The organism is Bowmanella yangjiangensis, from assembly GCF_017255015.1.
Taxonomy (GTDB): Bacteria; Pseudomonadota; Gammaproteobacteria; order Enterobacterales; family Alteromonadaceae; genus Bowmanella; species Bowmanella yangjiangensis.
On the sequence record NZ_JAFKCS010000011.1, the window covers coordinates 76858 to 101274 of the forward strand.

General features: G+C 50.3%; 18 protein-coding genes. 4 read left to right on the forward strand and 14 right to left on the reverse strand.

Annotated elements, in window-relative coordinates:
- Positions 1–3 precede the first annotated feature (3 nt).
- The 9 genes from ahpF to agaR form a co-directional block, all read right to left on the reverse strand.
- Positions 4–1560, reverse strand: coding sequence for an alkyl hydroperoxide reductase subunit F (gene ahpF / locus J0A65_RS12555; RefSeq protein WP_206594532.1), 1557 nt, complete (start codon positions 1558–1560; stop codon positions 4–6).
- A gap of 112 nt (positions 1561–1672) precedes the next feature.
- Positions 1673–2242, reverse strand: a complete 570-nt coding sequence (ahpC, locus tag J0A65_RS12560) for an alkyl hydroperoxide reductase subunit C (RefSeq protein ID WP_206594533.1) — start codon at positions 2240–2242, stop codon at positions 1673–1675.
- Positions 2243–2389: 147 nt separating this feature from the next.
- Positions 2390–3709, reverse strand: a complete 1320-nt coding sequence (locus tag J0A65_RS12565; RefSeq protein ID WP_206594534.1) for a sugar MFS transporter — start codon at positions 3707–3709, stop codon at positions 2390–2392.
- A gap of 10 nt (positions 3710–3719) precedes the next feature.
- Entirely contained in the window at positions 3720–4862 is a 1143-nt protein-coding gene (nagA, locus tag J0A65_RS12570) for an N-acetylglucosamine-6-phosphate deacetylase (protein WP_206594535.1), read from the reverse strand.
- Positions 4859–5779 (reverse strand): ROK family protein, encoded by a 921-nt coding sequence (locus J0A65_RS12575; RefSeq protein ID WP_206594536.1) that lies wholly within the window; start codon positions 5777–5779, stop codon positions 4859–4861. Before J0A65_RS12575 ends, nagA begins: the two co-directional genes overlap by 4 nt.
- Positions 5780–5781: 2 nt before the next feature.
- Positions 5782–6918 carry an SIS domain-containing protein gene (locus tag J0A65_RS12580; RefSeq protein ID WP_206594537.1) on the reverse strand — a complete coding sequence of 379 codons (1137 nt, stop codon included), beginning with the start codon at positions 6916–6918 and terminating at the stop codon, positions 5782–5784.
- 12 nt (positions 6919–6930) lie between these two features.
- Complete coding sequence (locus tag J0A65_RS12585) at positions 6931–8208, reverse strand: D-tagatose-bisphosphate aldolase, class II, non-catalytic subunit (protein WP_206594538.1); 1278 nt, start codon at positions 8206–8208, stop codon at positions 6931–6933.
- A 112-nt stretch (positions 8209–8320) separates the two neighbouring features.
- Positions 8321–9688, reverse strand: coding sequence for a Gfo/Idh/MocA family protein (locus tag J0A65_RS12590; RefSeq protein WP_206594539.1), 1368 nt, complete (start codon positions 9686–9688; stop codon positions 8321–8323).
- An 11-nt stretch (positions 9689–9699) separates the two neighbouring features.
- Entirely contained in the window at positions 9700–10485 is a 786-nt protein-coding gene (agaR, locus tag J0A65_RS12595) for a transcriptional repressor AgaR (protein WP_206594540.1), read from the reverse strand.
- 332 nt (positions 10486–10817) lie between these two features.
- Here agaR and J0A65_RS12600 point away from each other — a divergent pair, with 332 nt between their 5' ends.
- The 4 genes from J0A65_RS12600 (at position 10818) to J0A65_RS12615 (ending at position 16471) form a co-directional block, all read left to right on the forward strand.
- A complete protein-coding gene (locus J0A65_RS12600; RefSeq protein ID WP_206594541.1) occupies positions 10818–13634 on the forward strand; it encodes a TonB-dependent receptor in 2817 nt (938 codons plus the stop codon).
- A gap of 53 nt (positions 13635–13687) precedes the next feature.
- Complete coding sequence (locus tag J0A65_RS12605; protein ID WP_206594542.1) at positions 13688–15013, forward strand: DUF3472 domain-containing protein; 1326 nt, start codon at positions 13688–13690, stop codon at positions 15011–15013.
- 122 nt (positions 15014–15135) lie between these two features.
- Entirely contained in the window at positions 15136–16071 is a 936-nt protein-coding gene (locus tag J0A65_RS12610) for a LysR family transcriptional regulator (protein ID WP_206594543.1), read from the forward strand.
- Complete coding sequence (locus J0A65_RS12615; RefSeq protein WP_206594544.1) at positions 16058–16471, forward strand: hypothetical protein; 414 nt, start codon at positions 16058–16060, stop codon at positions 16469–16471. Before J0A65_RS12610 ends, J0A65_RS12615 begins: the two co-directional genes overlap by 14 nt.
- Positions 16472–16608: 137 nt before the next feature.
- On the opposite strand, the gene J0A65_RS12620 is transcribed toward J0A65_RS12615, so the two are convergent.
- From J0A65_RS12620 to smc, 5 genes are all read right to left on the reverse strand, one after another.
- Positions 16609–17082 (reverse strand): DUF2919 family protein, encoded by a 474-nt coding sequence (locus J0A65_RS12620; protein WP_206594545.1) that lies wholly within the window; start codon positions 17080–17082, stop codon positions 16609–16611.
- Positions 17082–17405 (reverse strand): DUF3392 domain-containing protein, encoded by a 324-nt coding sequence (locus J0A65_RS12625; RefSeq protein WP_206594546.1) that lies wholly within the window; start codon positions 17403–17405, stop codon positions 17082–17084. Before J0A65_RS12625 ends, J0A65_RS12620 begins: the two co-directional genes overlap by 1 nt.
- A 43-nt stretch (positions 17406–17448) precedes the next feature.
- Positions 17449–19476 carry an NAD-dependent DNA ligase LigA gene (gene ligA / locus J0A65_RS12630; protein ID WP_206594547.1) on the reverse strand — a complete coding sequence of 676 codons (2028 nt, stop codon included), beginning with the start codon at positions 19474–19476 and terminating at the stop codon, positions 17449–17451.
- Positions 19477–19620: 144 nt separating this feature from the next.
- On the reverse strand, positions 19621–20820 hold the full coding sequence (gene zipA / locus J0A65_RS12635; RefSeq protein ID WP_206594548.1) for a cell division protein ZipA: 1200 nt from the start codon (positions 20818–20820) through the stop codon (positions 19621–19623).
- Positions 20821–20829: 9 nt separating this feature from the next.
- Entirely contained in the window at positions 20830–24297 is a 3468-nt protein-coding gene (gene smc / locus J0A65_RS12640; protein ID WP_206594549.1) for a chromosome segregation protein SMC, read from the reverse strand.
- Between the last annotated feature and the right edge of the window lie 120 nt (positions 24298–24417).

Below are 24417 nucleotides of genomic sequence, written 5' to 3' on the forward strand. Positions count from 1 at the left end.
CTATCAAGCCGGTGCAGAGGAGCGCATCAGGTAATCAAAGGCCCCAAGGCTGGCCGTCGCGCCGCTGCCCATAGCAATAATGATTTGCTTAAAGGGTGCTGTGGTGGCATCACCGGCAGCAAACACGCCTTTTAACGAGGTTTCGCCATTTGCAGCAGTAATAATTTCACCCCGGGCGGTTAGCTCAACGCCGCTGCCTTTTAGCCATTCGGTATTGGGCACCAGACCGATTTGCACAAAGATACCTGCCAGTTCCAACTGTTTGTCTTCGCCGGATACCCTGTCTTTATAGCTCAGGCCGTTTACACGCTGCCCGTCGCCATTTACGGCCGTGGTCTGCGCATTCAATATAATGTTGATATTGGCCATAGAGCGGGCCTTGCGCACTAGTACTTCATCGGCGCGCAGCTTGCTGTCAAATTCCAGTACAGTGACATGCTCTACTATGTTAGCCAGATCAATGGCAGCCTCAATGCCCGAGTTACCGCCACCGATAACCGCAACTTTTTTGCCTTTAAACAACGGGCCGTCACAGTGTGGGCAGTAAGCCACGCCTTTACCTCGGTATTCACGCTCGCCAGGCACATTCATTTCACGCCAGCGGGCGCCAGTGGCTAACACTAAACTCTTACTTTTCAACACGGCGCCGTTTTCCAGGGTAATCTCCAGGATGTCCCCTTCTCGCACATTCACCACGCGCTGGTTGGCCATAATGTCTACGTCATAATCACGCACATGCTCTTCAAGGCTGGCCACCAGTTTCGGGCCTTCGGTTTTCTTAACCGAAATAAAGTTCTCAATACCGACAGTGTCTGCCACCTGACCACCAAAGCGGTCGGCCACCAGGCCAGTACGAATACCTTTTCGTGCTGCATAGATTGCCGCCGAAGCCCCGGCAGGGCCACCACCGACAACCAACAGATCAAATGGCGCTTTGTCTTTTAACACTTCGGCCTGACGTGCAGCCGCATTAGTATCCACTTTAGAGAGGATCTTCTCTAAGTTAATAGCGCCTTGAGAAAAGCTCTCACCATTTAAAAATACACTGGGAACGGCCATCACATTACGTTGGCTGACTTCATCCTGGAAAAGCGCACCATCTACCATCACATGGGTGATCTGAGGATTAACTGCCGCCATCAGATTAAGCGCCTGTACCACGCCTGGGCAGGTCTGGCAGCTCAGCGACACGTAAGTTTCAAAGTGCAGTGGACCAGGCAGCGCTTTAATCTGATCTAAAATGGCCTGCTCTTGTTTAATTGGGTGTCCACCGCTATGCAATAGCGCCAATACCAGCGAGGTAAACTCATGGCCCATGGGCAGACCAGCAAAGGTCATGGATGTGCCTGTGTCAGGGCTGGTGACCTGCATAGAGGGTATACGGGCAGCGTCGCTAATCTGGCTGTAGCTCACCAGATCGGATAATTCTTCAATGTCCCGCGCCAGCGCCAACAGTTGTTGGGATTTTTCGCTGTCGTCGGTGGCCAAAACCAACTCCACCGGGCGCTTCAGGTTGGCTAAATAGGTTTTTAGTTGGTCTTTTAAATTATTGTCTAACATCTTTACCTCGACAGTCACTGGGCAAAACTATCCTGTCACCGGCATAAGGATGCCCGTGCAGTTCAACATATAGGGAAAGTAAGGGGCCTGATGCAGGCCCCGGGATCAGGGCTTAGATTTTGCCAACCAGATCCAAAGAAGGAGACAGGGTTTCTTCACCTGGCTGCCATTTAGCTGGACATACTTCACCGTCATGGCTGGCAACATATTGTGCAGCTTGTACCTTACGGAACAATTCAGCGGCGCTACGGCCAATACCCAGGTCATGCACTTCAGCCACTTTGATTTCACCTTCTGGGTTAATCACAAAAGTACCACGCAGGGCCAGACCTTCTTCTTCGATCATCACACCAAAGTTACGGCTGATGCGGCCAGTTGGGTCACCAATCATAGGGAACTTGATTTTCTTGATAGTCTCAGACGCATCGTGCCAGGCTTTGTGCGTGAAGTGTGTATCGGTAGATACTGAGTATACTTCCACACCCAAGGCTTGCAGTCTGTCGTAGTAATCAGCCAGATCACCCAGTTCGGTCGGACATACAAAGGTAAAGTCAGCCGGGTAGAACATCACTACAGCCCACTTGCCTGCCAGATCTTTATCAGAAACAGGTACAAACTCGCCATTGTGGTAAGCAGTAGCATTGAAAGGCAGGATTTTAGTGTTGATAAGTGATTGACTCATTGATGAATTCTCCATTGTTTAAAAAGATTGCCTTGAAGACGAGGAGAAGTGTAGCCAATGCAATTTAATCTTGATAATTGATTGATTCAATCCATCGAATTATAAAATTCGATTAGAAGCTTTCGGGGGCACTAGGCCCCAGCTCGCTCATTTCCAGCTTCTTAAGCTGTGGCCTTTAAACGCATAGTAGAGAATAAAACCATAACAAGGGATCAGCAGTAGATAGGCATTTTGACTGCCAAATTCATGATGGGCCAGATAACCGTAAGCCAGGGGCAATAGCGCGCCTCCGGCAATGCCCATAATCAGCAGCGCAGAGCCTGTAGCGGTATGTCTACCAAGCCCTTGCAACGCCAAAGGCCATACTGTGGGCCAGACCAAGGCATTGGCCAGGCCCAGCAGGGCTACATAAAATACCGGGTCAGGCACGGCTGGCACACCCAGCCAGCCCAGTAATAGCAGAGATACCGTCGGTGAAGCCGGGTCAGAGGTCACCACCGCCACGCTTAGTGCCACACCGGCCACGGCCGATAGCTGCAGGCCCTGAGCCTGAGTCAATAAACGGGGAATGGTCACCACACCCAACACATAGCCAAGCATCATAAAGGCCATAGTATAGGAGGTTAGCGCGCCGAAGTGGCTAACACCCAACTGCTGGCCAAACAGGCCAATGGTATCCCCGGCTATCACCTCAACACCGACATAGAAAAATAGCGCGATAACCCCCAGAACAAGCTGTGGGTGAGCCAATACCTCGCGACGACGCACCTTATGCCCTTCTCCCCCCCGCAGTTCTTCACCCGGCTCGGGGAGCGGCGCGAATTTTACCATCAGGGTCAAAAGCAGCAGCATGCCTGCCATCCATAAGTAGGGATCAACTAAACGATGGGCCAGTTTATCCAGCGCCACTTCGCGTTCGGCGTCAGATAGTCCGGCCAGGGCATCCGGGGTATAACTGTCCATGCCGGTCAGAATAATGGCGGTAAAAATGATGGGAACAATAAAACCTGCGCCTTTATTCAGCAGGCCCATGACACAGATGCGCATGGCAGCGCTTTGTGGCGGCCCCAGCAACACCAAATAAGGATTAGATGCTGTTTGCAAGATAGTCAGGCCAGTACCCAGCACAAAAAGTGCAATCAGAAACAAGCCGAACTGCGCACTCAGCGCGGCCGGAATAAAGGCCAGCGCACCTGCAATCATAATAGCCAGCCCAGCCACCATGCCGTTTTTGTAACCAATGCGATCCAGTAAAGCCGACATGGGTAAGGCCATCACCACATAGGCAATATAAAAGGCAAAAGTCACCAACAGCGCCTGAAACTCATTTAGCTCACAGACAATGCGTAAGAAGGGAATGAGTGAGCCATTTAACCAGGTCACAAAACCGAACAGGAAAAACAGAATGGATATAATCAGCATGGGCAACCAAATCTGCTGGTTGCCGGTGTTGGACGGTTTATTCATACGCAAATCCTCAGTTAAATGGGCGGCCAGCTAGCCAGTAGCCTTTGACGTTAAGGTCGTCGTCAAGCAGTAGCATATCTGCCCGTTTGCCTATCTCCAGCGAGCCTAATTTTGCGCTCAGCCCCAAAAAGGCCGCTGGACTGGCCGATGCCATTTGTACGGCCTCACTAAGCGGCAGCTGCAAGGTTTGCACCGCATACCGCACTGCCCCCGCCATATCCAATACCGAGCCTGCCAAGGAGCCCGAGGGCGCGATTAGCTTAGTGCCATGGCGCACAACTCGCTCACCGTAGAAGGCAAAATCGGACTGTGTAGTTCCCACCGGCGGCATGGCATCAGTGACTAACATAATCTTCTCTATGCCCTTAGCGCGAATCGCTAGTCTGGCGGACAGCGGATGGACGTGATGGCCATCCAGAATCAGGCCGCTCCAACTGTGCTCATCGGCCAGTGCCGTCCCCACCATACCGGGTTCGCGAGAGGTCAAGGCCGACATGCCGTTGTACAGATGGGTGAAGCCGCTGGCACCGGCAGTTAGTGCTGCCTGTACCTGCTGGGCAGTGGCATCGGAGTGGCCCAGACAGACCCGTACACCCAGACCAACCAACTGACGGATTTGCTCGGGGCTGACCACTTCTGGCGCCACAGTGATGACCTTTACACCCAGATCCTGACGGGCAAACACCGCCATTTCTGCATCGCTTAGCGCGCGCAAATGCTCGGGTGAATGCACCCCGCGCTTTGCCAGCGACATATGTGGCCCTTCAAAGTGCACACCGACTATGCCGGGTTCGTTGCTGGCAATCGCTGCCGCAATTGCCTCGGCGGTTTGCTGCATCACCTCGACACTGTCGGTAATTAACGTCGGCAGCATGGCCGTGGTGCCAAACTGCGCGTGCGCTGCAAAGATCTGGCGAATGCCCTCAAGGGACGGGCTATCATTAAGTAACACCCCGCCACCGCCGTTAACTTGAACATCAATAAAACCGGGCACTAGTACGCCCTCGCCTGCAGGTTGCACATGTCCCTCGGCGGGCGGTTGATGACGGATAGCCTCAATGCATCCATCAACAATATGCAGGTAAACCGAGCTTTGCCATGCGCTACCAATCAAGGCTTTCTCGGCAGCCAGCCAACAGTTATCTGGGTTCATAGACATTGTCCTTTGACTAGCTCAGCGCCAAGCAGCGCAGCACCGCGTACGCCACTGGATGGGCCACCCTCGGCAACCCTAACTGGCGCCATGGGGGCATTAGCGAATAAATGTTTTTGGACCGCCCCTGGCAGTTGGGTGCGAATTTCATCAATGCTCGACAAACCACCACCTAATACGATGACATCTGGATCCAGGCTTAACATTTGTCCGGCGATCACTGAGCCTAAGGCATCGATAAAACAATCAAAGGTGCTTATTGCCTGTTGTTCACTTTGCCGATAGGCGCTCAGCCACTGATAGGTGTCACAGGTAAGACCGCCAAAGTGCTGATACAGCCTGCCCAGCCCAGTGCCGGACACAAAAGTTTCCGCACAGCCACTCAGCCCGCAGCCACATTGAATAATCGGCAACTGCCAGCGCGCTACCACGGCGGCATGTAAACCCAGGTGACCAAATTCACCGGCCAACTGACTATTTGGGGCGTAAAGTCTTCCATCAACACAAAGACCTCCGCCAAGCCCCGTGCCGATAATCACCCCTAACACCCTTGAGTAGTCCTTCCCTGCACCAAGAACTGCCTCTGAAAGCGCAAAACAACGACAATCGTTTCCCAGCGCCACGGGACGGTTCAAGGTCAGGGTCAAGTCTGCTGCGACAGCCTGACCAGTCAGGCAAGGGACATTGCTGGATAAGGCTAATCCATCTGTACTGACAATACCGGGTAATCCAATGCCCACAGAGCCATTGCATGAAAACTTGCTGTCCGCTGTTTCCACGAGTTCTGCAATCGCCTGCAGAAATGCTGGATAATCATCGGTAGGTGTTTCACGGCGTATTCGTTCCAAGCACACAAAGCTGGCATCAAATACCGCCAACTCCATCTTGGTTCCACCAATATCCAAGCCGTAATGCATAATCAGTCCCGAGTAAAAGGGTAAAGCGTGACACCTTGAACGACACGATTAACCTCACCCGTTGGGCATGGATTATCCGGGCTTATTCCATATTTCAATGCTTTGAAAAAGCCCAGGATCTGGCAATACAAAATGTACGGAAAGCCAAGCCAGGCATCTTCAAGTTGCTGAATTTCTGACAAAGGCAGTGGTATACCGATATCTAAGGCCTGGGCATCTTTCTCCAGTTCCAGGCGCAGGTCGGTGTCGTAACGGCTGGTATAAGGATTGGCCGAGGGTAGCAATACCACCTGAGTAGCAGAGTTGATTAACGACTTCGGGCCATGCCTGAACCCCAGTGGGGTTTCGTAGAAACTGGGCAGTTGTCCGGCCGTAAGCTCCAGCACCTTAAGTGCGGCTTCTCTGGCAATGGCCTGTAGCGGACCAGCACCGAGAAAAACCAAGCGTTCTGTAGCAAGTTCAGCTAATTGGCTAATGGCGCTTACATCCTCACGTAAAATCCCTGAGGATAGCGCAAGCATACGCTCAAACTGATGTTGGTCAGGTGCAAACAGCATGAGTGTCGATAACATCATGCAGGTGAAGCTACTGGTCATGGCAAAACTTTGATCGTGCGCTTCATCCGGCATTAACATTAGCTGATAACGATCATTTCCCTCACAGGCTTTTGCCAATGCTCCTTGGGCATTACAACTCACCACTAAATGCCAGCATTTGTCCACTAACTGATTGGTAAGTTGCACCGCCGCTTTACTCTCAGGGCTATTGCCTGAACGACCATAAGAGACCAGTAAGGTCGGAACATCACTTTGCAGATACATGTCAGGGTTACTGAGGATATCAGTGGTACTCACCGCCTCGACCCTTTGCCCTGGGCTTAACGGCATGTACTTTTGCAGATGCGGCTGCAGCGCTTCGCCTATGTAAGCAGAGGTGCCAGCCCCTGTCATAATGATCCTAAGCGCAGGCTCCGCCAGGATTGGCGCAAGCCAGCTATCTAACTGCGTTCTACGCTGGGCAAAGATTTCAGATAACACCTGCCACAGCATAGGCTGCTGGCTGATTTCTTTTGCAGTCCAGACGGCGTTTTTTTGCTCAAGCTCTGCGTGGGTAAAGCCGAGATAAACCTGGTCGGTCATAGTACTTCCTACTTAATTCTGGAAATGGCATGCCTGCGCGTAATCATTCAGCACATCAGCAATTTTATGTAACAACAACGCTTCGGGCTCAGCATTTAACTGGCCGCTGCGCACAGCCTGATATTGACAAGGCAAATATTGGCTTAGGAGAGGCAAAGGAATTACCACGTCAGAAAGGTTAGCAATAAGCTGACTCAGCGCGGTTTGCAAATCCGGTTGGCTCCAGTAATAGCGAATTCTGTCACTGTAGCTGAAAAAACGCAGCCAGGGCTGCTGCACGGCATTGGGATAAAACTTCTGCCAGTATTTGGGCTGCTCCTGCATCTGTTCTGCACACTTTTCTCTTAGATTAGAGCGCTTCTCAGGGGCAATTAAGGCATCTTCTATATGAGATAAAGCAAACAATCCCTCACGCAGGGAAAAGGTCAAGGCCGGCCCCACTTTAAGAATGGCAAAATGGCCTTGGACCAGTTTGCAAAGTGCGCACTGAGATTGATAATCGGTAGAGTGAGCCTCGTAAACTAATGAAGGTACGGATTCAATGGCCCCGGACAAGTCAGATGCGAGACCAGCAGCAAAATCATGCACTTTGCTGTTATCGAACTCCACGCCAGGTTGTACCACGATGGCGACCACTTTGTCCCAAGTAGACTCTTTCAGTCCCCTGGCCGTAAATGCCTCTTTGTGCGCCGCCAGAGTATGCATAACATTGGCAACGGGAGTGGGCGCTAAATGTTCTTCAAGCTCATCGACCCCTCCCGGCGGCGGCACTTCGGTTCCCACCACATAACAAAGGTCTCGCCCTAACTGTGAAGAAACCTGCTCCGCTACTTGGCATAATCTTGCCGCACGCGAGGCAATAGTATCGTCGCTCAGAGCCTCAGGGTCGTCCGCACATGGCATGCTGGTATCCAAATGTATCTTCTCAAAGCCCGCTTCCACATAGCTTTGAATCAATCCCTCACACAGCTGCATGGCTTCATCCGCGGGCTTATCTGTCCAGCATACCGGCCCTAAATGATCACCACCAAAAACCAGCCGTTCAGGACTAAGATCCAGCTCATCAGCCATATCTCGAACAAATTTGATGAAATCAGCCGGCTGCATACCAGTATAGCCACCGAACTGGTTAACCTGATTAGCTGTTGCTTCTACAAGCAACAGAGAGTTGTCCTTTTTGGCCTGCAGTATGGCAGCTTTAAGCACAAGCGGATGTGCGCTGCACACTGAATAGATACCGCACGCTTTCCCACCACGGTTGGCAGCAAAAAGTTCACGGAGAAGACGCATGAAAACCTTCCTCATTTCTGAGTAAAAACCGGCTGCAACAGCCTGTATGCCATTGCAGCACTTAGAAAACTAGCGATAGCCGGTCAGCCACAACTAACCGGATTAAGAAATATCAGCTTACGATACCCAGTGGCTTGCCATGCTGCCACTGGCCGCGGGTAAAGTCAGGGAAGTCTTTGGAATTACCGCGGTCGGCCACCGACTCTTTCGATAGCGGGAACACTGCCGACCAGGCAGCACCGTCGTAAACATCCTGGTCTAAAGGTACGCCATTACGCAGACAATAAATCATCCTCCATACCATCAGGAAGTCCATTCCGCCATGACCGCCGTTACGCTCAGCTTCCTGTCCCATGCGGGTCCAAAGTGGGTGGTCGTACTTTTTGTACCATTTCTCCATATCGTAGTCCCATTCATGGAAGCTGCCCGACCCGCCCTGCTCTAGCGCTATTCGATTCGGGAAGCCGGCAAATACACCATTGGTGCCCTGAATCAGATTCAAACGCGTGTAGGGGCGAGGTGTAGTGGTGTCATGCTGAACCATGATAGTGCGGCCCAGGTGGGTCTTTATAATACTGGTATTGATATCGCCGGTAATATAATGCAGTTGATTACGCTCATGATCTGCAGCGAACTCGCGTTTAGCATAAGCAGCGCGGCCCAGGGCTGGCGAACTCATGGAGCTCATATACTCAAATTTGTCGCCACGGTTAATGTTCATGTACTGTGCAACCGGGCCTAAACCATGAGTGGGATATAAATTACCATTGGTACGGGTATGGTGATAAGTGCGCCATGAACCTGTCTTACGGTCAATTTCCTTCATCTGCCAGCGCAGTTCGTGAATGTATGCCGCTTCACCGTGCAATAAGTCACCAAATACGCCCTGACGTACCATGTTCAGTACCATCAATTCATCGCGACCGTAGCAGACGTTTTCCATCATCATGCAGTTTTTCTGGGTCGCCTCTGAGGTATCCACCAGATCCCAAAGGTCTTCCATAGTGGTAGCCATAGGCACTTCCACGAAAGCATGTTTACCGGCCAACATAGTGTCCTTGGCCATAGGGTGGTGCCAACGCCAGGGCGTGGCAATAATCACTATGTCCAAATCATCTCGGGCTAACATGTCCCGATAGTGAAAATCATTTTTACCATACACATCCGGGGCCGGACGCCCTTCTTCGACGGCAAGTTTCACCGCACGCGCTGTGACTTCACTATCAATATCACACACTGCCTTAAGTTCAACACCGTCGATATTGCATAAGTGGCGGACAAAACCAACACCTCGCTGGCCTACACCGATAATCGCGGCGCGCACGGTTTGCATTGGCGCGACAGTCAGCCCCATAACGCTTTTGCCCAGGGCCTTTGGTGTGTTGGCACTTTTACCCGTGCTGCTACAGGCTGCTACTGCGCCTGCTGCTGCAGTAGCAGCGGCAGCTTTAAGAAAATATCGACGATTAAACTCAGACATAAGTGTTACTCCTATTGATCAGTACGCTCAACGATATGCAGGTTGATGCCTAACTTATCCAACTCTTCAATGTAGTTCTGGGGGATCCCAGAATCGGTAACCAAGGTGTGGATTTCCTTCACCGCACAAATAACGTGAAAGGCCCGCTTGTCAAACTTTGACGAATCAGTCACCACCACCACTTCCTCTGCCATCTCACACATTAAACGATTGAGAATGGCTTCTTTTTCAAAATGTGTGCCTATGCCGGTACGGAGGTCAAAACCATCCACCCCAAGAATCAGCTTGCTAAAGTTATAATTTTGCAAGCTGCGCTCAGCGACAGCCCCGTAAAATGACATCGACTTCTTTCGCAGCGAGCCGCCTGTCATCATGACTTCCACCGATTCCGAGCGGGCCAGCTCAGTGGCGATGTTCAAGCCGTTGGTCATTACCACCAGGTCCTCGCGATCCACCAAACAAGCTGCCACTTCCTGGGTAGTAGTACCTGAATCCAGTAAAATCCGCTCTCCCTCGAGCACCAGGTCTGCAACCACCTTCCCCAGACGGCGCTTCAACAGTGAGTTCTGGTGACTTTTTTCCTTAAGTGACAGCTCTCGCCCCAATTGGCTATTGACCATCGCCCCGCCCCGGCTGCGCACCAGCAACTTTTTGCGATCCAGAATACTGAGATCATTTCGAATCGTGACTTCCGACACATTGAACTGCTCAGCCAGCTCTTTTACCGACACTTTGCCCTGCGCTTGTGTCATGCGCAGAATCTCTTGTTGCCTTTCAATGCTATTGAACGCATCCACTATGTATCGCTCCTTTCATTTGTAACTCAAGGCAGCAATCTACCATGAGCCAGAAGCTTTCAAAAGATAACGAAAGCAAATCCTTTTTGTCAGCATCAGATACAGAAAACAACCAAAATTCAGTGAGATAGCTTCCTACCCCAGGGAGGCAGCCGGGCTAACTTGTTATTCATCATGCACAACTTCGAAAGCATTTAAAAGTTTTTTTTCATTTCTACTTGATCAATTAACAAAAAGAGCGTTTTATTTAAACAACGAAAGCCATTCGCAAGTTTCGGAATGCTTCGTTTGATTGAGGTAAATAAATAGTCAATCTAGGGGACAAGACAATAATGAAAACCAGATACAACAAACTTGCGCTGGCACTCGCCACTCTGTTGGGCACCGCCTTGCCAACAGCTGCGCAACAAGCCGACTCGCAGGAGCAGGAAGAAACGCAAGCCAGAGGGCAGGACGTTGAGAAAATTCAGGTAAGAGGATTACGCAGCAGCATTAGCGAGTCGCTGTTTCAAAAGCAAAATGCCGATAGCGTAGTCGACCTAATCATTGCCGATGATATTGGTAAATTTCCCGATGAAAACCTTGCTGAAGCCTTGCAAAGAATACCCGGTATTACCATTACCCGTAACGGTGGCGAAGGTCAGAATATACTGGTCCGGGGCCTGGGGGACGGTTACAACATTACTACCCTGAACGGCCGCAAACTGGCATCAGACAACGCAGGCCGTGATTTTAACTACGATACCATCGCCTCTGAACTGGTGAATGTTCTTGAAGTGTATAAGTCTCCTGAAGCCCGGCTTATCGAAGGTGGTATAGGTGCCATAGTGAATATCCAGACACGTAAACCTCTGGATCTGGAAGGTTTTACCTTGCGCGCCTCAACCAAAGGCATCTATGAGTCAAGAACCGAAGATATTAACCCTCATGGGTCGTTCATCATAGGTGATAAAAATCAGGACGAAACCTTCGGTATTTTGTTCTCCGGTGCCTACTCAAAGAAAACCCTACGCGAAGACGAATATTCAGCCGGGGGCTTTTTTGACCCTGATGAAGGCTGGGACGAAGACAGCGCTGGCGTCCCTGTTGACGTCAATGGCAATGGGGTGATTGACGACAATGAAACTTTCGCCTCAAAGATCCCAAGTTATATGTACTTCACTAACGCCCAGGATACCCGTGAACGACTGGGTGCTACCTTAGCCATTCAATGGCGTCCGGGCGATGAATGGGATATCAACTTTGATGCACTTTACTCCCGTTACAACACCGACGGCCATCGTTATCAAATTGGGTTTGTAAACTACGACGAGTCGTGGACACCAGGAACACCGGTGTTCACCGATGCCAGTTTTGATGATCAAGGCCGGGTGGTGGCCATGACGCAAACCGGTAATACCATGGTGGAACTGCTCAACCTGACCGAGCCACGTAAAACCGATACCTATCAGTTGGCTTTCAACAGCAAATGGCAGGCATCAGATGCCTTAACCGTTGTGGCAGACATCGCCACCTCTAAAGCTAAAAATGAAAATGCCGGTGACAACCGCTTTGTGGTCGCCCGCGGCTTTATTGATAGTATTCGTATTGACCACGACACCGGCAATATGCTGCCGGACGTTTCGCTTTCGCCGGGTTTAACGGCTGATCAACCCTATGGCGCACACTACAGCCGTAACACCGGCGTAGGCGTGGAAGATAAAATCGATGATGCCAAACTCTTTGCCGAATACCGCCTGGATGACAGCATCATCAATAGAATCGAGTTTGGTGCGTCCTACCTGAAGCAATCAAAAACTCGTGATGAGTATTCCTCCCGCAATCCCAGCATGTTCAGTCGAGGAGGCTTCTACCTGAACCGTGATGGCTATGCCTTTGATAACAGCTCGGTATTTACCACAGGAGACTTTGAGCTGTTCCGCATCCCGCAGTCTGTATTCAGACCGGCCAACTTCGATAACTTCCTGGACGGTGAAAAAAGTAAGACTCCGGATCCTTGGCCAAGTTTTGACTATGATGCCCTGCTTGACTTCTATCGCGGTATCAACGCCGATGCAGCTAATGATTACATCATAGCGTCGAAAAGCAAAGCCGGTAGCTACACTATCGAAGAAGAAGTGAAAACCGCTTATGTACAAGTCTTTCTTGAAGATGAGCTATTTGAATTGCCCTATAAGCTCAATTTGGGTCTACGCGCTTCACAAACCCAAACTCACTCCATTGGCTCCGTGTATCGCTTGGATCTGATTGAATTGGATGAACAAGGTAAGCCGCTTAACAACGGATGGGATACCCCGGTCGATGTGAACTACAGCGCCGATTATTCTAACGTATTACCGAGCATGAACTTTAAACTCAGCCTGACCGATGAGTTGCTTTTCAGGGTGTCTGCTGCACAGGTCATCAGCCGTCCCAGCCTGAACGATCTGCGTCCCTGGCGTTCGGTTAACTTTACCTCGCTGGAAAATGGCCTGCCGACCATCAACATGGGAGATCCGGCTTCCACACCGGAGGAGGCAAATCAGGCGGATCTAACTCTGGAATGGTACTTTGGCGACAGCAGTGCTTTAAGCGGAGGTATCTTCGTTAAAGACATTCAGTCTTTCCTGGAGGATCAAAAAGCCCCTATCGAAGTGGATGGTATCAGTTATTACGGTAACCGACCTGTTAAGAGCCAGTATGGCGCGAGCATCAAAGGGGTGGAATTGTCCTACCAGCAGTCACTGGAAGAATGGTTACCCGAACCCTTCAATGGACTGGGTATGCAATTTAACTACACCTATGTAGATAGCAGCTATGACGATCCTGCGCGAAAAGAGCAAGGTTTACCGTTCAGGGGGATGTCTAAAAACTCCTATAACGCGGTACTCTACTATGAACAGTATGGCGTGCAGGCACGTATTGCCTATAACTGGCGCAGCAAATATATGAATGAACCTGAAGCCTGGGGTGGTCCGGAGTGGATCTCTGACTATGGTCAATGGGATGCCAGCTTCAGCTATGACTTCAATGACAACTTCAGTGTATTTGCAGAGGCCAGTAACCTCACCAATGAGCGCTATTGGGCATACACCAAAGTGGAAGACCAAATCAGTTACTTAAGCAGATTTGGCCGGCAAATCGCGGTTGGTGTAAGAGCCAGCTTCTGATCCCCTTGTTGGCCCGCGAAAGCGGGCCTTTTTCAACCGCATATGGACATTACATGAAACTATTGTTAACCGGTGTTTTATTCATTTCTGCTTTGCTAAGTGGCTGTGGAAGTAACAGCGATAATACTGAGCAACCACTTGAACAACCCAACTCGCTGATCCTGCCTGACAGCCAGGGTATTGAGGTGCCCATCAGCTACAATACCTGGGTTGAATCATCCCCCTCACAAAGCCAGAAATTAGTTGATGACAGCCATCCTGAGACACTTGATTGGAAAGACAACCAGCAGATTTTGAACAATTATTTTGCAACCGACAGAAGCGACACTGTGATTCTGGCATTGGAGGCTGACAGTAGCTCCCCACACAAGGTCGCAATTGAAATCGCCGGCAACACCATTCCAGTAACATTACACAGCAACATGCTTTATCCATTGCTGGAATTGTCTCTACCAGCGGGTTATCACAAAGTGCGTATTCTGAGCAAAGAAACAGCAGGTACACCACCGCCACAGTTGCATAGTTTCAGGCTTTGGCCAGCGAATAGCGCAACCCGAGTGAACTTTCTCGAGCACAGCAACCCTTATTGGGGACGGCGAGGTCCCTCAGTGCATCTAAACTATGACACGCCTCAAAATGCCGATATTGAATGGTTTTATTCAGAAATAACCGTGCCGTCCGGTCAGGATATACCTGGCTCGTATTTTATGGCCAATGGCTTTGCCGAAGGTTACTTTGGTATTCAGGTAAATTCTGACGTAGAGCGACGAGTTCTGTTCTCGGTCTGGAGTCCCTTTCAAACCGATGATCCTAGCCAGATCCCAGCCGACCAACGTATACAGCTGTTAGCCAAAGGCGATGGTGTTTACACAGGTGAGTTTGGCAATGAAGGCGCCGGTGGACAAAGCTATTTGAAACATTATTGGCAGGCTGATAGCACTTACAGTTTCTTATTACGCGTCAGTCCAAATCAGGACAACAGTACGGACTATAGTGCCTGGTTTAAAGTGGCATCAGAAACCCAATGGCAGTTTGTCGCGAGCTTCAAACGACCACAAACCTCCACCTATGCCACCCGTTTACATAGTTTTTTAGAAAACTTTCTGACCCAATACGGCGATCAACCCCGCTCAGCCTCGTATCAGAATCAATGGGTGAGGGATACCAATGAACAGTGGCATGAGCTGACCCACGCGCGCTTTAGTGTGGATGCTACAGGGCGCGATGAAAATCGTCTGGATTTTCAGGGGGGCAGCACGAATGAGGTTTTCTATCTAAGAAATGGTGGCTTTATTTATCCTCAAACTACACCAGATAGCCGGTTTGACAGGCAACCATCAGCGCAAACGCCGGATCTCGAGTTACCTTCCCTACCCTGAGCGCTTTACTTCGCCTGCACTAATGGTGTGGGCGAAGTGATTCATTCAGCCTCGATGGCATTGCTTTTCCCCTGATGCAGCACTAGCATAGGGAACCTATCTAAAAAATAGAAAATTCAGCCATGTACCGGCCCAAAACCACGTTAGAACAGTGGCGGATACTGCAAGCGGTTGTTGATTACGGTGGATATGCGCAGGCAGCCACTAAATTGAACAAAAGCCAGTCTTCGCTAAACCATGCAGTTGCCAAACTGCAGGGCTTGTTGAACGTGCAACTTTTGGAAGTTAAGGGACGCAAAGCCTTCTTAACCGAAGCCGGTGAAGTGATGCTGCGCCGCTCCCGCCACCTTACTCAGGATGTTGAAGAACTGGAAGCACTGGCGGAGAGCATCAACCAGGACTGGGAGCCGGAGATTACCCTGGCTGTTGATTTAGCCTACCCCAGAGCTTTGCTTTACCCAGTGTTGGCGGACTTTTTGCCACAAAGTCGCGGCAGCCGGGTGAAACTATTGGATACCGTATTGACAGGTACCGAAGATGCCATTACCCAAGGATGGGCAGACTTGGTCATTGGCGGCAGTGTACCTCGTGGCTATTTGGGTGAGGCCATTGGCGAAATATATTTTGAAGCGGTATGCCATCCTTCGCATCCTCTGGCACAGATGCCTTCCCCACTTGATTCCAATGAACTGGAGCATCACTTGCAGCTGGTCATTAAAGACACGTCTGCCAGCCCACAGGAAAAACAGGGCTGGCTAAAATCTGAGTTACGCTGGACCGTCAGTCAGTTTCAAACTGCCATTGACTTACTCTGTCAGGGTATTGGCTTTTGCTGGCTGCCTTGCCATGAAGTAAGAGATTTAGTTAAGCAAGGCAAGCTGGTTCGTCTGTCCATACGCCATAGCAGTTTTCGTAAACATATTAATTGGTTAGTTTTGCCGCGCCCGGATACCTCGGGCCCTGGCACCAGATTGCTTCAGGAACTCATTCTGGCTCACCGCCAATTGAAAGCCCCAGATTCAGGGCAAGACCCGAGGAATAATAATGCAAATGACTAAAGATGAGCTGGCAAGCTTAATGTCTGATACCGCGCACAATGCGGTACTCACCACCCGTGAAGAATTCGGTATTGAACTTGATCACAGCCCGCAAAGTGTCGCGTTAGTTGACGTGGTGATTCTGAAGTGGCTGGAGAAATATCAGGAATCCGCATTGGAAAACAATATTGTATTCACCGTCTGTAATCTCTATGGTGCCTATGTAGGTGAAATTTTCAGAAAGCTCGTGGGTGGAAGCTGGCACTACGACCAAAGCAATCCAGAAGCCCCTTATATAGTGTTGGAATATGCAGGTCACACCTACGCTTTTGCCGGCATTTGTTATCAACGCTTGGTAAATGACAGCCAGATCAGCGTGAAAAGTTACTTTGATCAAGCTGTGAGCAATAATGTACAGTAGCTGTTATTGGCACCAGCTTGAATAGTCTGTCAGCCATGTTAACAAGGGACGCGTTGGGCTTATCACACAACTGATATAGCGGCACTGCATTCTCCGTTACAAGGTTCCAAGGATAACCGGCTGCAAGAAGGTATATCTCAGATCTTTTGCCAGTCCTGTAACATCATTCGTAATGTACGGCTGCGCAGCCAATACATGAGCATCAGCATGTCAGCAAGAATAGTGACAGCCAATAACCATGAAAATGCCCAGTGGCCATGGTTGGCCATATGCACGTGCAATAGCAAATCAGCCAACAGGGCCAGCATCACCAAAGGTTTGAGCAGCAAAAATCCCCCGCGCCAATGTTCTCTTAACCAATGGCGCCACAATACCGCCGACATAACCAACAACGCTGGTAACCCAACCAGCATACTGGCATAAAAATAATGCCGGTCGGGATAGAATAAGGACAACAATAAACCAGTGTCGGGTCGGTAGCTAATCGAAGCGATAAACACCAAAAACGCCCGCATTAACACTAGAAGGCTAACAAATACAGGCCAGCTAGGCTTAATGCGCCCCTCATTGTCGTAATATTTGAGGGGCAAGATTGCCTTGTACTGCTTCATCAAATGTAACGGCGCTGCTCAGCCAGATAGCCCAGTAACAAGAAGCTCGAAATGATCACTACACCACGGTACAAACTTGGGATCATGACCAGTAAATCCTTGATAAAGGGCGTCACAAACAAGATAAAAGCACCGTAGCCAAAGGCACAAATCAGCACAAACACCAGGGTACGAAGTACAAAATGGTAAGGGCTGAGCAAGGCTTTTATTTGCTTGTTGGCCACATCGCCATACACCACCAGAATAGTGGCCACTAAGGTCATGGCAATTTCAGCCAGATAAGGCGACAACCAGCGTGTCACTTGCAACAACATATCCTGCATATTCTTCTCGCTCTCGCGGCAAGCTATTAACTGACCGAATAACTTAAACGTTATGCTCGGCAAATAACGCCAGCATCTCTTCTTCGTTCATCACTTTCACACCCAGTTCACTGGCCTTAGCCAGTTTAGAGCCAGCTTTTTCACCCGCCACCAAGCAATGGGTTTTGGCTGACACACTGCCCGCCACTTTAGCTCCTAGACTTTGCAGCTTAGCCTTGGCTTCGTTTCTATCCATGTTGGTCAAAGTACCAGTAATCACAAAGGTCTGGCCATCTAACGGCAATTCAGATGCATCTTTTACCTCTATGGCTGGCCAATTAATCCCCACTTCAATCAACGCATCAACCACTTGCTGATTGTGCGGCTCGGCAAAGAAATTGACGATATGGGTAGCAACCACTTCTCCCACGTCAGGGACGAGTTGTAACGCCTCCAGGCTGGCCTCTCGCAGCGCAGGCAAGGTTAAAAAGTGCTGCGCCAGGTTGGCTGCCGTGGCCTCGCCCACTTCTCGGATCCCAAGGGAGTACAAAAATCTTGGTAGGGTGGTTTGTTTGGCCTGCTCCAGCGCGTTAACCAAATTGGCTGCTGACTTTTCACCCATGCGCTCCAAAGAGGACAACTTAGCCAAATCCAAGCGGAATAAATCCGCGGGCGTATGGATCCAGTCCATATCCACAAGCTGTTCGATAAGCTTATCGCCCAGGCCATCCACGTCCAACGCCTTTCTTGAGGCAAAATGCTTAAGCGCTTCTTTACGCTGCGCCGCACAGACCAATCCGCCGGTGCAGCGTGCCACAGCTTCGGATTCGAGTTTTTCAACCTGAGAGTCACAGATAGGGCAATGCTCTGGGAATTGAATATCGCGAGCATTGTCGGGGCGTTTCGCCTCAACCACTGACACGACTTGCGGGATAACATCACCAGCGCGGCGAATTACCACGGTATCACCAATCTTGATGCCCAAACGCTGAATTTCATCCTGATTGTGCAAGGTGGCGTTGGAAACCGTAACCCCACCCACAAACACCGGCTGCAACCTGGCTACCGGCGTAATAGCACCAGTGCGGCCAACCTGAAATTCTACATCCAAAAGTTTGGTCATCTCTTCCTGGGCAGGAAACTTCCAGGCAATTGCCCAGCGCGGCGCTCTTGCCACAAAACCCAGTTCCTGCTGAACGCCAAGGTCGTCAATTTTGATGACCACACCATCAATCTCATAGGCCAGCGCATCGCGTTTCTGCAGAATCTGCTGGTAAAAATCGCTGCAGGCTTGGCTATCATCAACCAGCCTGATTTCAGGGCATAAGGGGAGTCCCCAGGCTTTTAGCTGCTGTAAACGGCCATAGTGGGTATCGGCCAATTCTTCTACATCGTCTTCCACCAGGCCCACAGAATAAGCATAAAATGTCAGTGGTCTTGAGGCAGTAATGCGCGAGTCTAACTGGCGTAAACTCCCCGCCGCCGCATTGCGCGGATTAGCAAACTGCTTTTTACCCTGCTCAGCCTGCATCTGATTGAGCTTTTCAAAGCCGTCACGGCGCATAAACACTTCGCCACGCACTTCCAAGCGCGCCGGATAGCCTTTCCCCCTTAACGCCAGCGGCAGATTACCTATGGTTTTGACATTGGCGGTAATATTCTCACCGGTCCGCCCATCACCGCGAGTCGCGCCCCTGACTAACTGGCCATTCTCATACAGTAAACTAACCGCCAAGCCATCCAGTTTGGGTTCACAGCAAAAACCTGAGTTTAAGGGGCGCTTTAATCTGTCCTGAGCCCGTTTAACAAAAGCCTGAAAATCCTGGTCATCAAAGGCGTTGTCCAAAGACAGCATAGGCACTTCATGGGTCACTTCACCAAAGGCGGAAACGGGCTCCCCACCGACTTTCTGGCTGGGTGAGTCTGGGGTAATCAGATCTGGGTGCTGAGTCTCCAGCGCTTTTAACTCCTGCATTACCCTGTCGTATTCAGCATCGGGTACGCTAGGATCGTCCAGTACATAATATTGGTAGTTGTAATCGTTGAGGGTAGCCCGAAGTTCAGCCAGGCGTTGAGTAACTGAGTTTTGCATTGTCTCTCACCACAGGATCTCAGGAAGCGTTAAGCCAGTGTTATTCACACAAGCGAAGTACAGGATGGATGGTGGCCCGCCACCGCACACCGGTATTGCGATGTTCTAAAACGCAATACCGGCCAATTGGAAACGAAGCTAGGCTCAGTTCGCTTTTCTAATCATGCGTTTTCTTTCGAACTCGCGAATTTTCTCTACGTATTGCTGCAAACTTTGCTTTGTTAACACAGCTCTTCGACCGTCCAGCACTTGCGCACCAAACTCATCGGCTAGCTTCCGGGCTGCATTATGCATCATGTTAAACACCTGATGTGGATCACCTTCAATAGGCAGAATCATAAACAGCGACAAGCCTTGGGTAGAAAAGGTTTCCAAATTGTCTACATCAAACACGCCAGGTTTAAACATATTAGCCAGACTAAACAGTACTGGCCCTTTACCATTACTGTTTACGTGTCGATGGAAAATATCCTGCTCACCAAACTTAAACCCGAGGGTAAGCAAGGCCGGTAGCAAGCTGGCACCCGAGATAGGTTTGTTATCCGGTGACTTAATATTCAGCACCAAGACTTCCTGATTAACCGGCTTGGCAGGCTGAGCTGGAGCGGTTTCAGGTTTGGGCTCTACGGCGGGTTCATCGTCAAAATCGATGCGCATCTGATCTTCACGCAATTTACTGTTACGCATCTGCGGTTCACGACGCTTTGGCGTGGCATCAGGCTTTTTGCCCATCACCAAATTACGTGCCTGTTCCGCAAAACCAGGCTTCAGCGGCGGGGTTTCAACCACAGGTTGCTCGACATTGACATTATCTTCAGGTGCTTCTGACACCCTTATCTGCGGTTCTAATACAGGCTCTTGTCTGACAGGTTGAGCAGTTGCACTTTGCGCAAGGTCTTGATCAATTTTTGCCAAATCTTTGCGTAATAATGAGCTAGGCGGCTCAGGTACAAGGTGCTGATCGCGCGACTCCTCGCGCACAGACTCGGGTTTGTCACAGGCAATCACCACCTCATCAATGACAGGCTCTGGTGCTGGCGCTTGCGGTTCCTGGCTGGCAGGTTCCGGTGCCTTTTTCTCAGCACTTTTCACCACCCTGACAGGCCCTAAGCCAAGCTCGTCAAAGTCGTTTAACTGGGGTTCACTGCGAACGGCGTCGGGATCAAAATCCGAATCGCCATCAAACTGAGGTTCAGCTTGCTGACGCGCTTGATAATCTAAAAAAGCGGGTTTGTCCTGGCGTTTCTTGGCATTTTTCTTCCTAACCGTCCATAGGCCATGAACTAAGATCCCTGCAATGGCCAGGGCACCAAAAACGAGAAAAGTCAGACGTAATTCTTCCATCTTATCTTTTTATAATTCCGCAAGCGCGACAGCTTCATCCACATCCACCGCTACCATACGTGAAACACCAGGTTCCGCCATAGTAACACCGGTAAGATGTGACGCCATTTCCATCGCAATCTTGTTATGGGTGATATAAATAAACTGCACTGTCTTGGACATCTCTGAAACCAGTTTGCAAAAACGTCCCACGTTCGCATCGTCCAAGGGTGCATCCACTTCGTCCAGCAAACAAAAGGGTGCCGGATTCAGCCTGAAAATAGCAAACACCAATGATAAAGCGGTCAGGGCTTTTTCTCCACCGCTAAGCAGATGAATGGTGCTATTTTTCTTGCCGGGTGGCCGCGCCATGATAGTTACGCCAGTTTCGAGTAAATCATCATCGGTAAGTTCCAGATAGGCAGAACCCCCACCAAACACTTTAGGAAACAGCATTTTCAGGTCTTCATTAACCTTATCAAAGGTATCCCGGAAACGACCGCGGGTTTCTTTATCTATCTTGCGGATAGCCCCTTCCAAGGTATCCAAGGCACCGGTTAGATCCTCATGTTGCTCATCCAGGTGCTGTTTACGTTCGGATTGAATGTCGTACTCTTCCACTGCTGCCAGGTTGACAGCACCAAGTCGGGACACCGAAGCCTGCGTTTTATCCAGTTCTTCCTGCCACACTTTCTCATCCGCCGCCTCATCCAGAGTTTCGAGTACAGGCTTAAGAGGCTGGTTCATTTCCTGCAATTGCTCCAGCACTGCATTGGCCCGCACTTTGGCCCCTTCGGCTTCCAATTTCAGGCTTTGTTGAACCTCGCGTAACTGCCCTATCCGCTCCGTGATCCCCTGCTGCCCTTTTTGCACCTGTTCAAGTTCGGCCTGGGCATTTTGTAATTGCGCAGATAGGTCAGCTTGCTGATCTTCAAGCAACAGACGCTGAGCTAACAGTTCCTGCAGTTGCTCAGTCTGCTCCTCAAAGGGGGATTGCCAATGCATTTGTTCTTCTATCAGCGCAACTCTTCGCTGTTCGGCACTTTGCAACGCCTGGTTCAGGCGATTTGAATTTTGCTGAGCATGTTGCTGGCGGCTTTGTAAGCCTTGTACCTGCAACGCCATCTGATGCACCTTGCTGCGCAGCTCATCAACCTGAGCACGCTGCACAGACAACTGCCGCTGCAGATCCTCTCGATGCTTTAGGTTGTCCTGTTCACTGTCGCTCTGTGAGTCCAGTTGCAATTGCAACTCTTCAAGCTCGGCCGCCAGCGTTTCTTGTTTGATCTTATCTTCATCCAACTGCTCTTCAAGTTGGACAATCTGGCCCTGCAATCTGTGCGTTTGGCTAGATCGCAGCTCACGCTGCTCTATTAACAGCCGGTGACGCTGTTCAAGTTCAATACAATCCCGTTCCAATTGACGGTATAAGCGTTTAGCCTGTTCACTTTGTTCGCGGTGCAAAAGCAGCGCTTGCTGTGCTTCGGCCATTTCATTTTCATGCTGCTCTGCGTTTATCCGCAGTGCATTCAACTCGTCTTGCAACTGTTGAATCTGTTTTGCTCTGTCAAGAATACCTTGCTGATTGCTTCTGCTGCCTATACTCACCCAGCCCAGTCCCAACCAATGTCCTTGCTTGTTAATCAGGCTATAGCCCTCGGCAAGCCCATCAAGCTGCGACTCAAGCGCGCGGTTTTCATCTGCAATCTGTACCCGTGTCAACCAATCCGGCACCCGCTCACTTTTGATCTTGCTGGCCAGTGTACCCACGGGTTTATCTGTGGTCATGTGCTGCGCCAGCAACCACGCACTGCCGTCAATGTCAGGATACTTACCGTCTTCGATAACACTAGCCGCGAGCCAGTCCCCCATCACGGTTTCCAGGGCCTTTTCCCATCCTTGCTCAACCTCCAGCCATTGCCAGGCTGATTTGGGTTGTTCAGGCAGCTCAGCTAACCAAGCCTGAACAGCATTATCCCGCCCACCACTACTTTGCTGCATGGCCGTCAATGCAGACAAATTGGCCTGCAAATGTTGTTGCTGCCCAGACAGGGTTAACTGCATCTGTTTGTGTTCTTGCACTTTTACATCAGCGTCATCTTTGGCCTTCTCGGCCTCAGACAGTTGCAGTCCGGCTTGTTCCAAAGCGGCTTTGCTTTCAAGCAAAATCTTCTCTTGTTGTTGTAGCTCTGTATCTTGGTTACTTTCCTGTAACTCAGCCAGCGATCGTTGCATCTCGGCTAAACGCTGCTGTTCTCGTTCATACAAGGTTTGCAACGACTGAATTTGTGTCTGACGGCTTTGTACCTGCTGCTTAAGGGCAAAGATATCTTGTTCCTGGCGTCGCCATGTGTCCTGCTGGTCTTGCCATTGTTGCTCGGCATCATGCAGCACGAGCTGTGCCTGATGTTGCTGCTCGAGCAGAAGTTCCTGCTCGGGTTCAAGCTCACTCAGGCTGGCACTAATAAGCTCCAGGCTTTCCTGTTCCTGCCCGCGTTCTTGCTGCAATTGCTGCAAACTGTGCTGAAGCTGTTCAAGCTCCTGGGCTATTTGCTGTTGGCGCTGGCGAGCATGAATTTGTGTTTGTTCCAACCGGGTAATCTGATTACCCACCTGAAAAACCTGCTGCTGTACATCTGCCAATTGCTGTTTGATATCCGCAACTTTCTCCTGATAGCCAGCTATTCCCCGCTCATCACCACGCTGCCTGGCGACGACTTCTTCTATTTCGGTCTCACGCTGGGCAATAGCCTGTTCAAGTTCAGTGATCTGGGACGAGTGTTTAAGCCAGCGCAGCGCAGCTAACTCCGCCTTTAACTTACGTTCCTTAGCCTTGAGTTCTTTGTATCGTTTCGCCGCTGCGGCCTGACGTTGCAACTTTTCCAACTGCTGTCCCAGTTCACCGCGCACATCATTTAACCGCTCCAGATTGTCCCGGCAATGGCGGATACGAGTCTCGGTTTCACGGCGTCGTTCCTTGTATTTGGAGATACCGGCCGCCTCTTCTATAAAGATACGCAGCTCCTGCGGCTTGGACTCAATGAGGCGGGATATCATGCCTTGTTCAATAATGGCGTAACTGCGCGGCCCAAGGCCGGTGCCCAAGAACAGATCCGTTACGTCGCGTCGGCGACATTTAGAGGCATTAAGGAAATAATTCGATTGCCCGTCACGGGTGACCAGGCGCTTGACCGACAATTCATTGTACTTGGCGTACTCACCCTGAATGCGGCCACTGCTGTTATCAAAAACCAGTTCAACACTGCATTGGGAAACCGGTTTTCTGGCGGTTGAACCGTTAAAAATAACGTCGGTCATCGCATCGCCACGCAGGTTTTTAGCCGAGCTTTCACCCAGTACCCAGCGCACCGCGTCGATTACATTGGACTTACCACAGCCATTGGGACCCACAATGGCTGTCATATCGTCTGGAAAGGGAATACTGGTAGGATCCACGAAGGATTTGAATCCGGCCAGTTTGATTTTCTTTAAGCGCATGGGTCCTATTATTGTTGTAGCTTCTTAGGCGCGGTTCGACTCTACCAAAACTCAAGATGTGTAACAATTAAGGAATTCTGTCCATCAATCAATTGCGGTAACCTATTTATCTCAAAGATA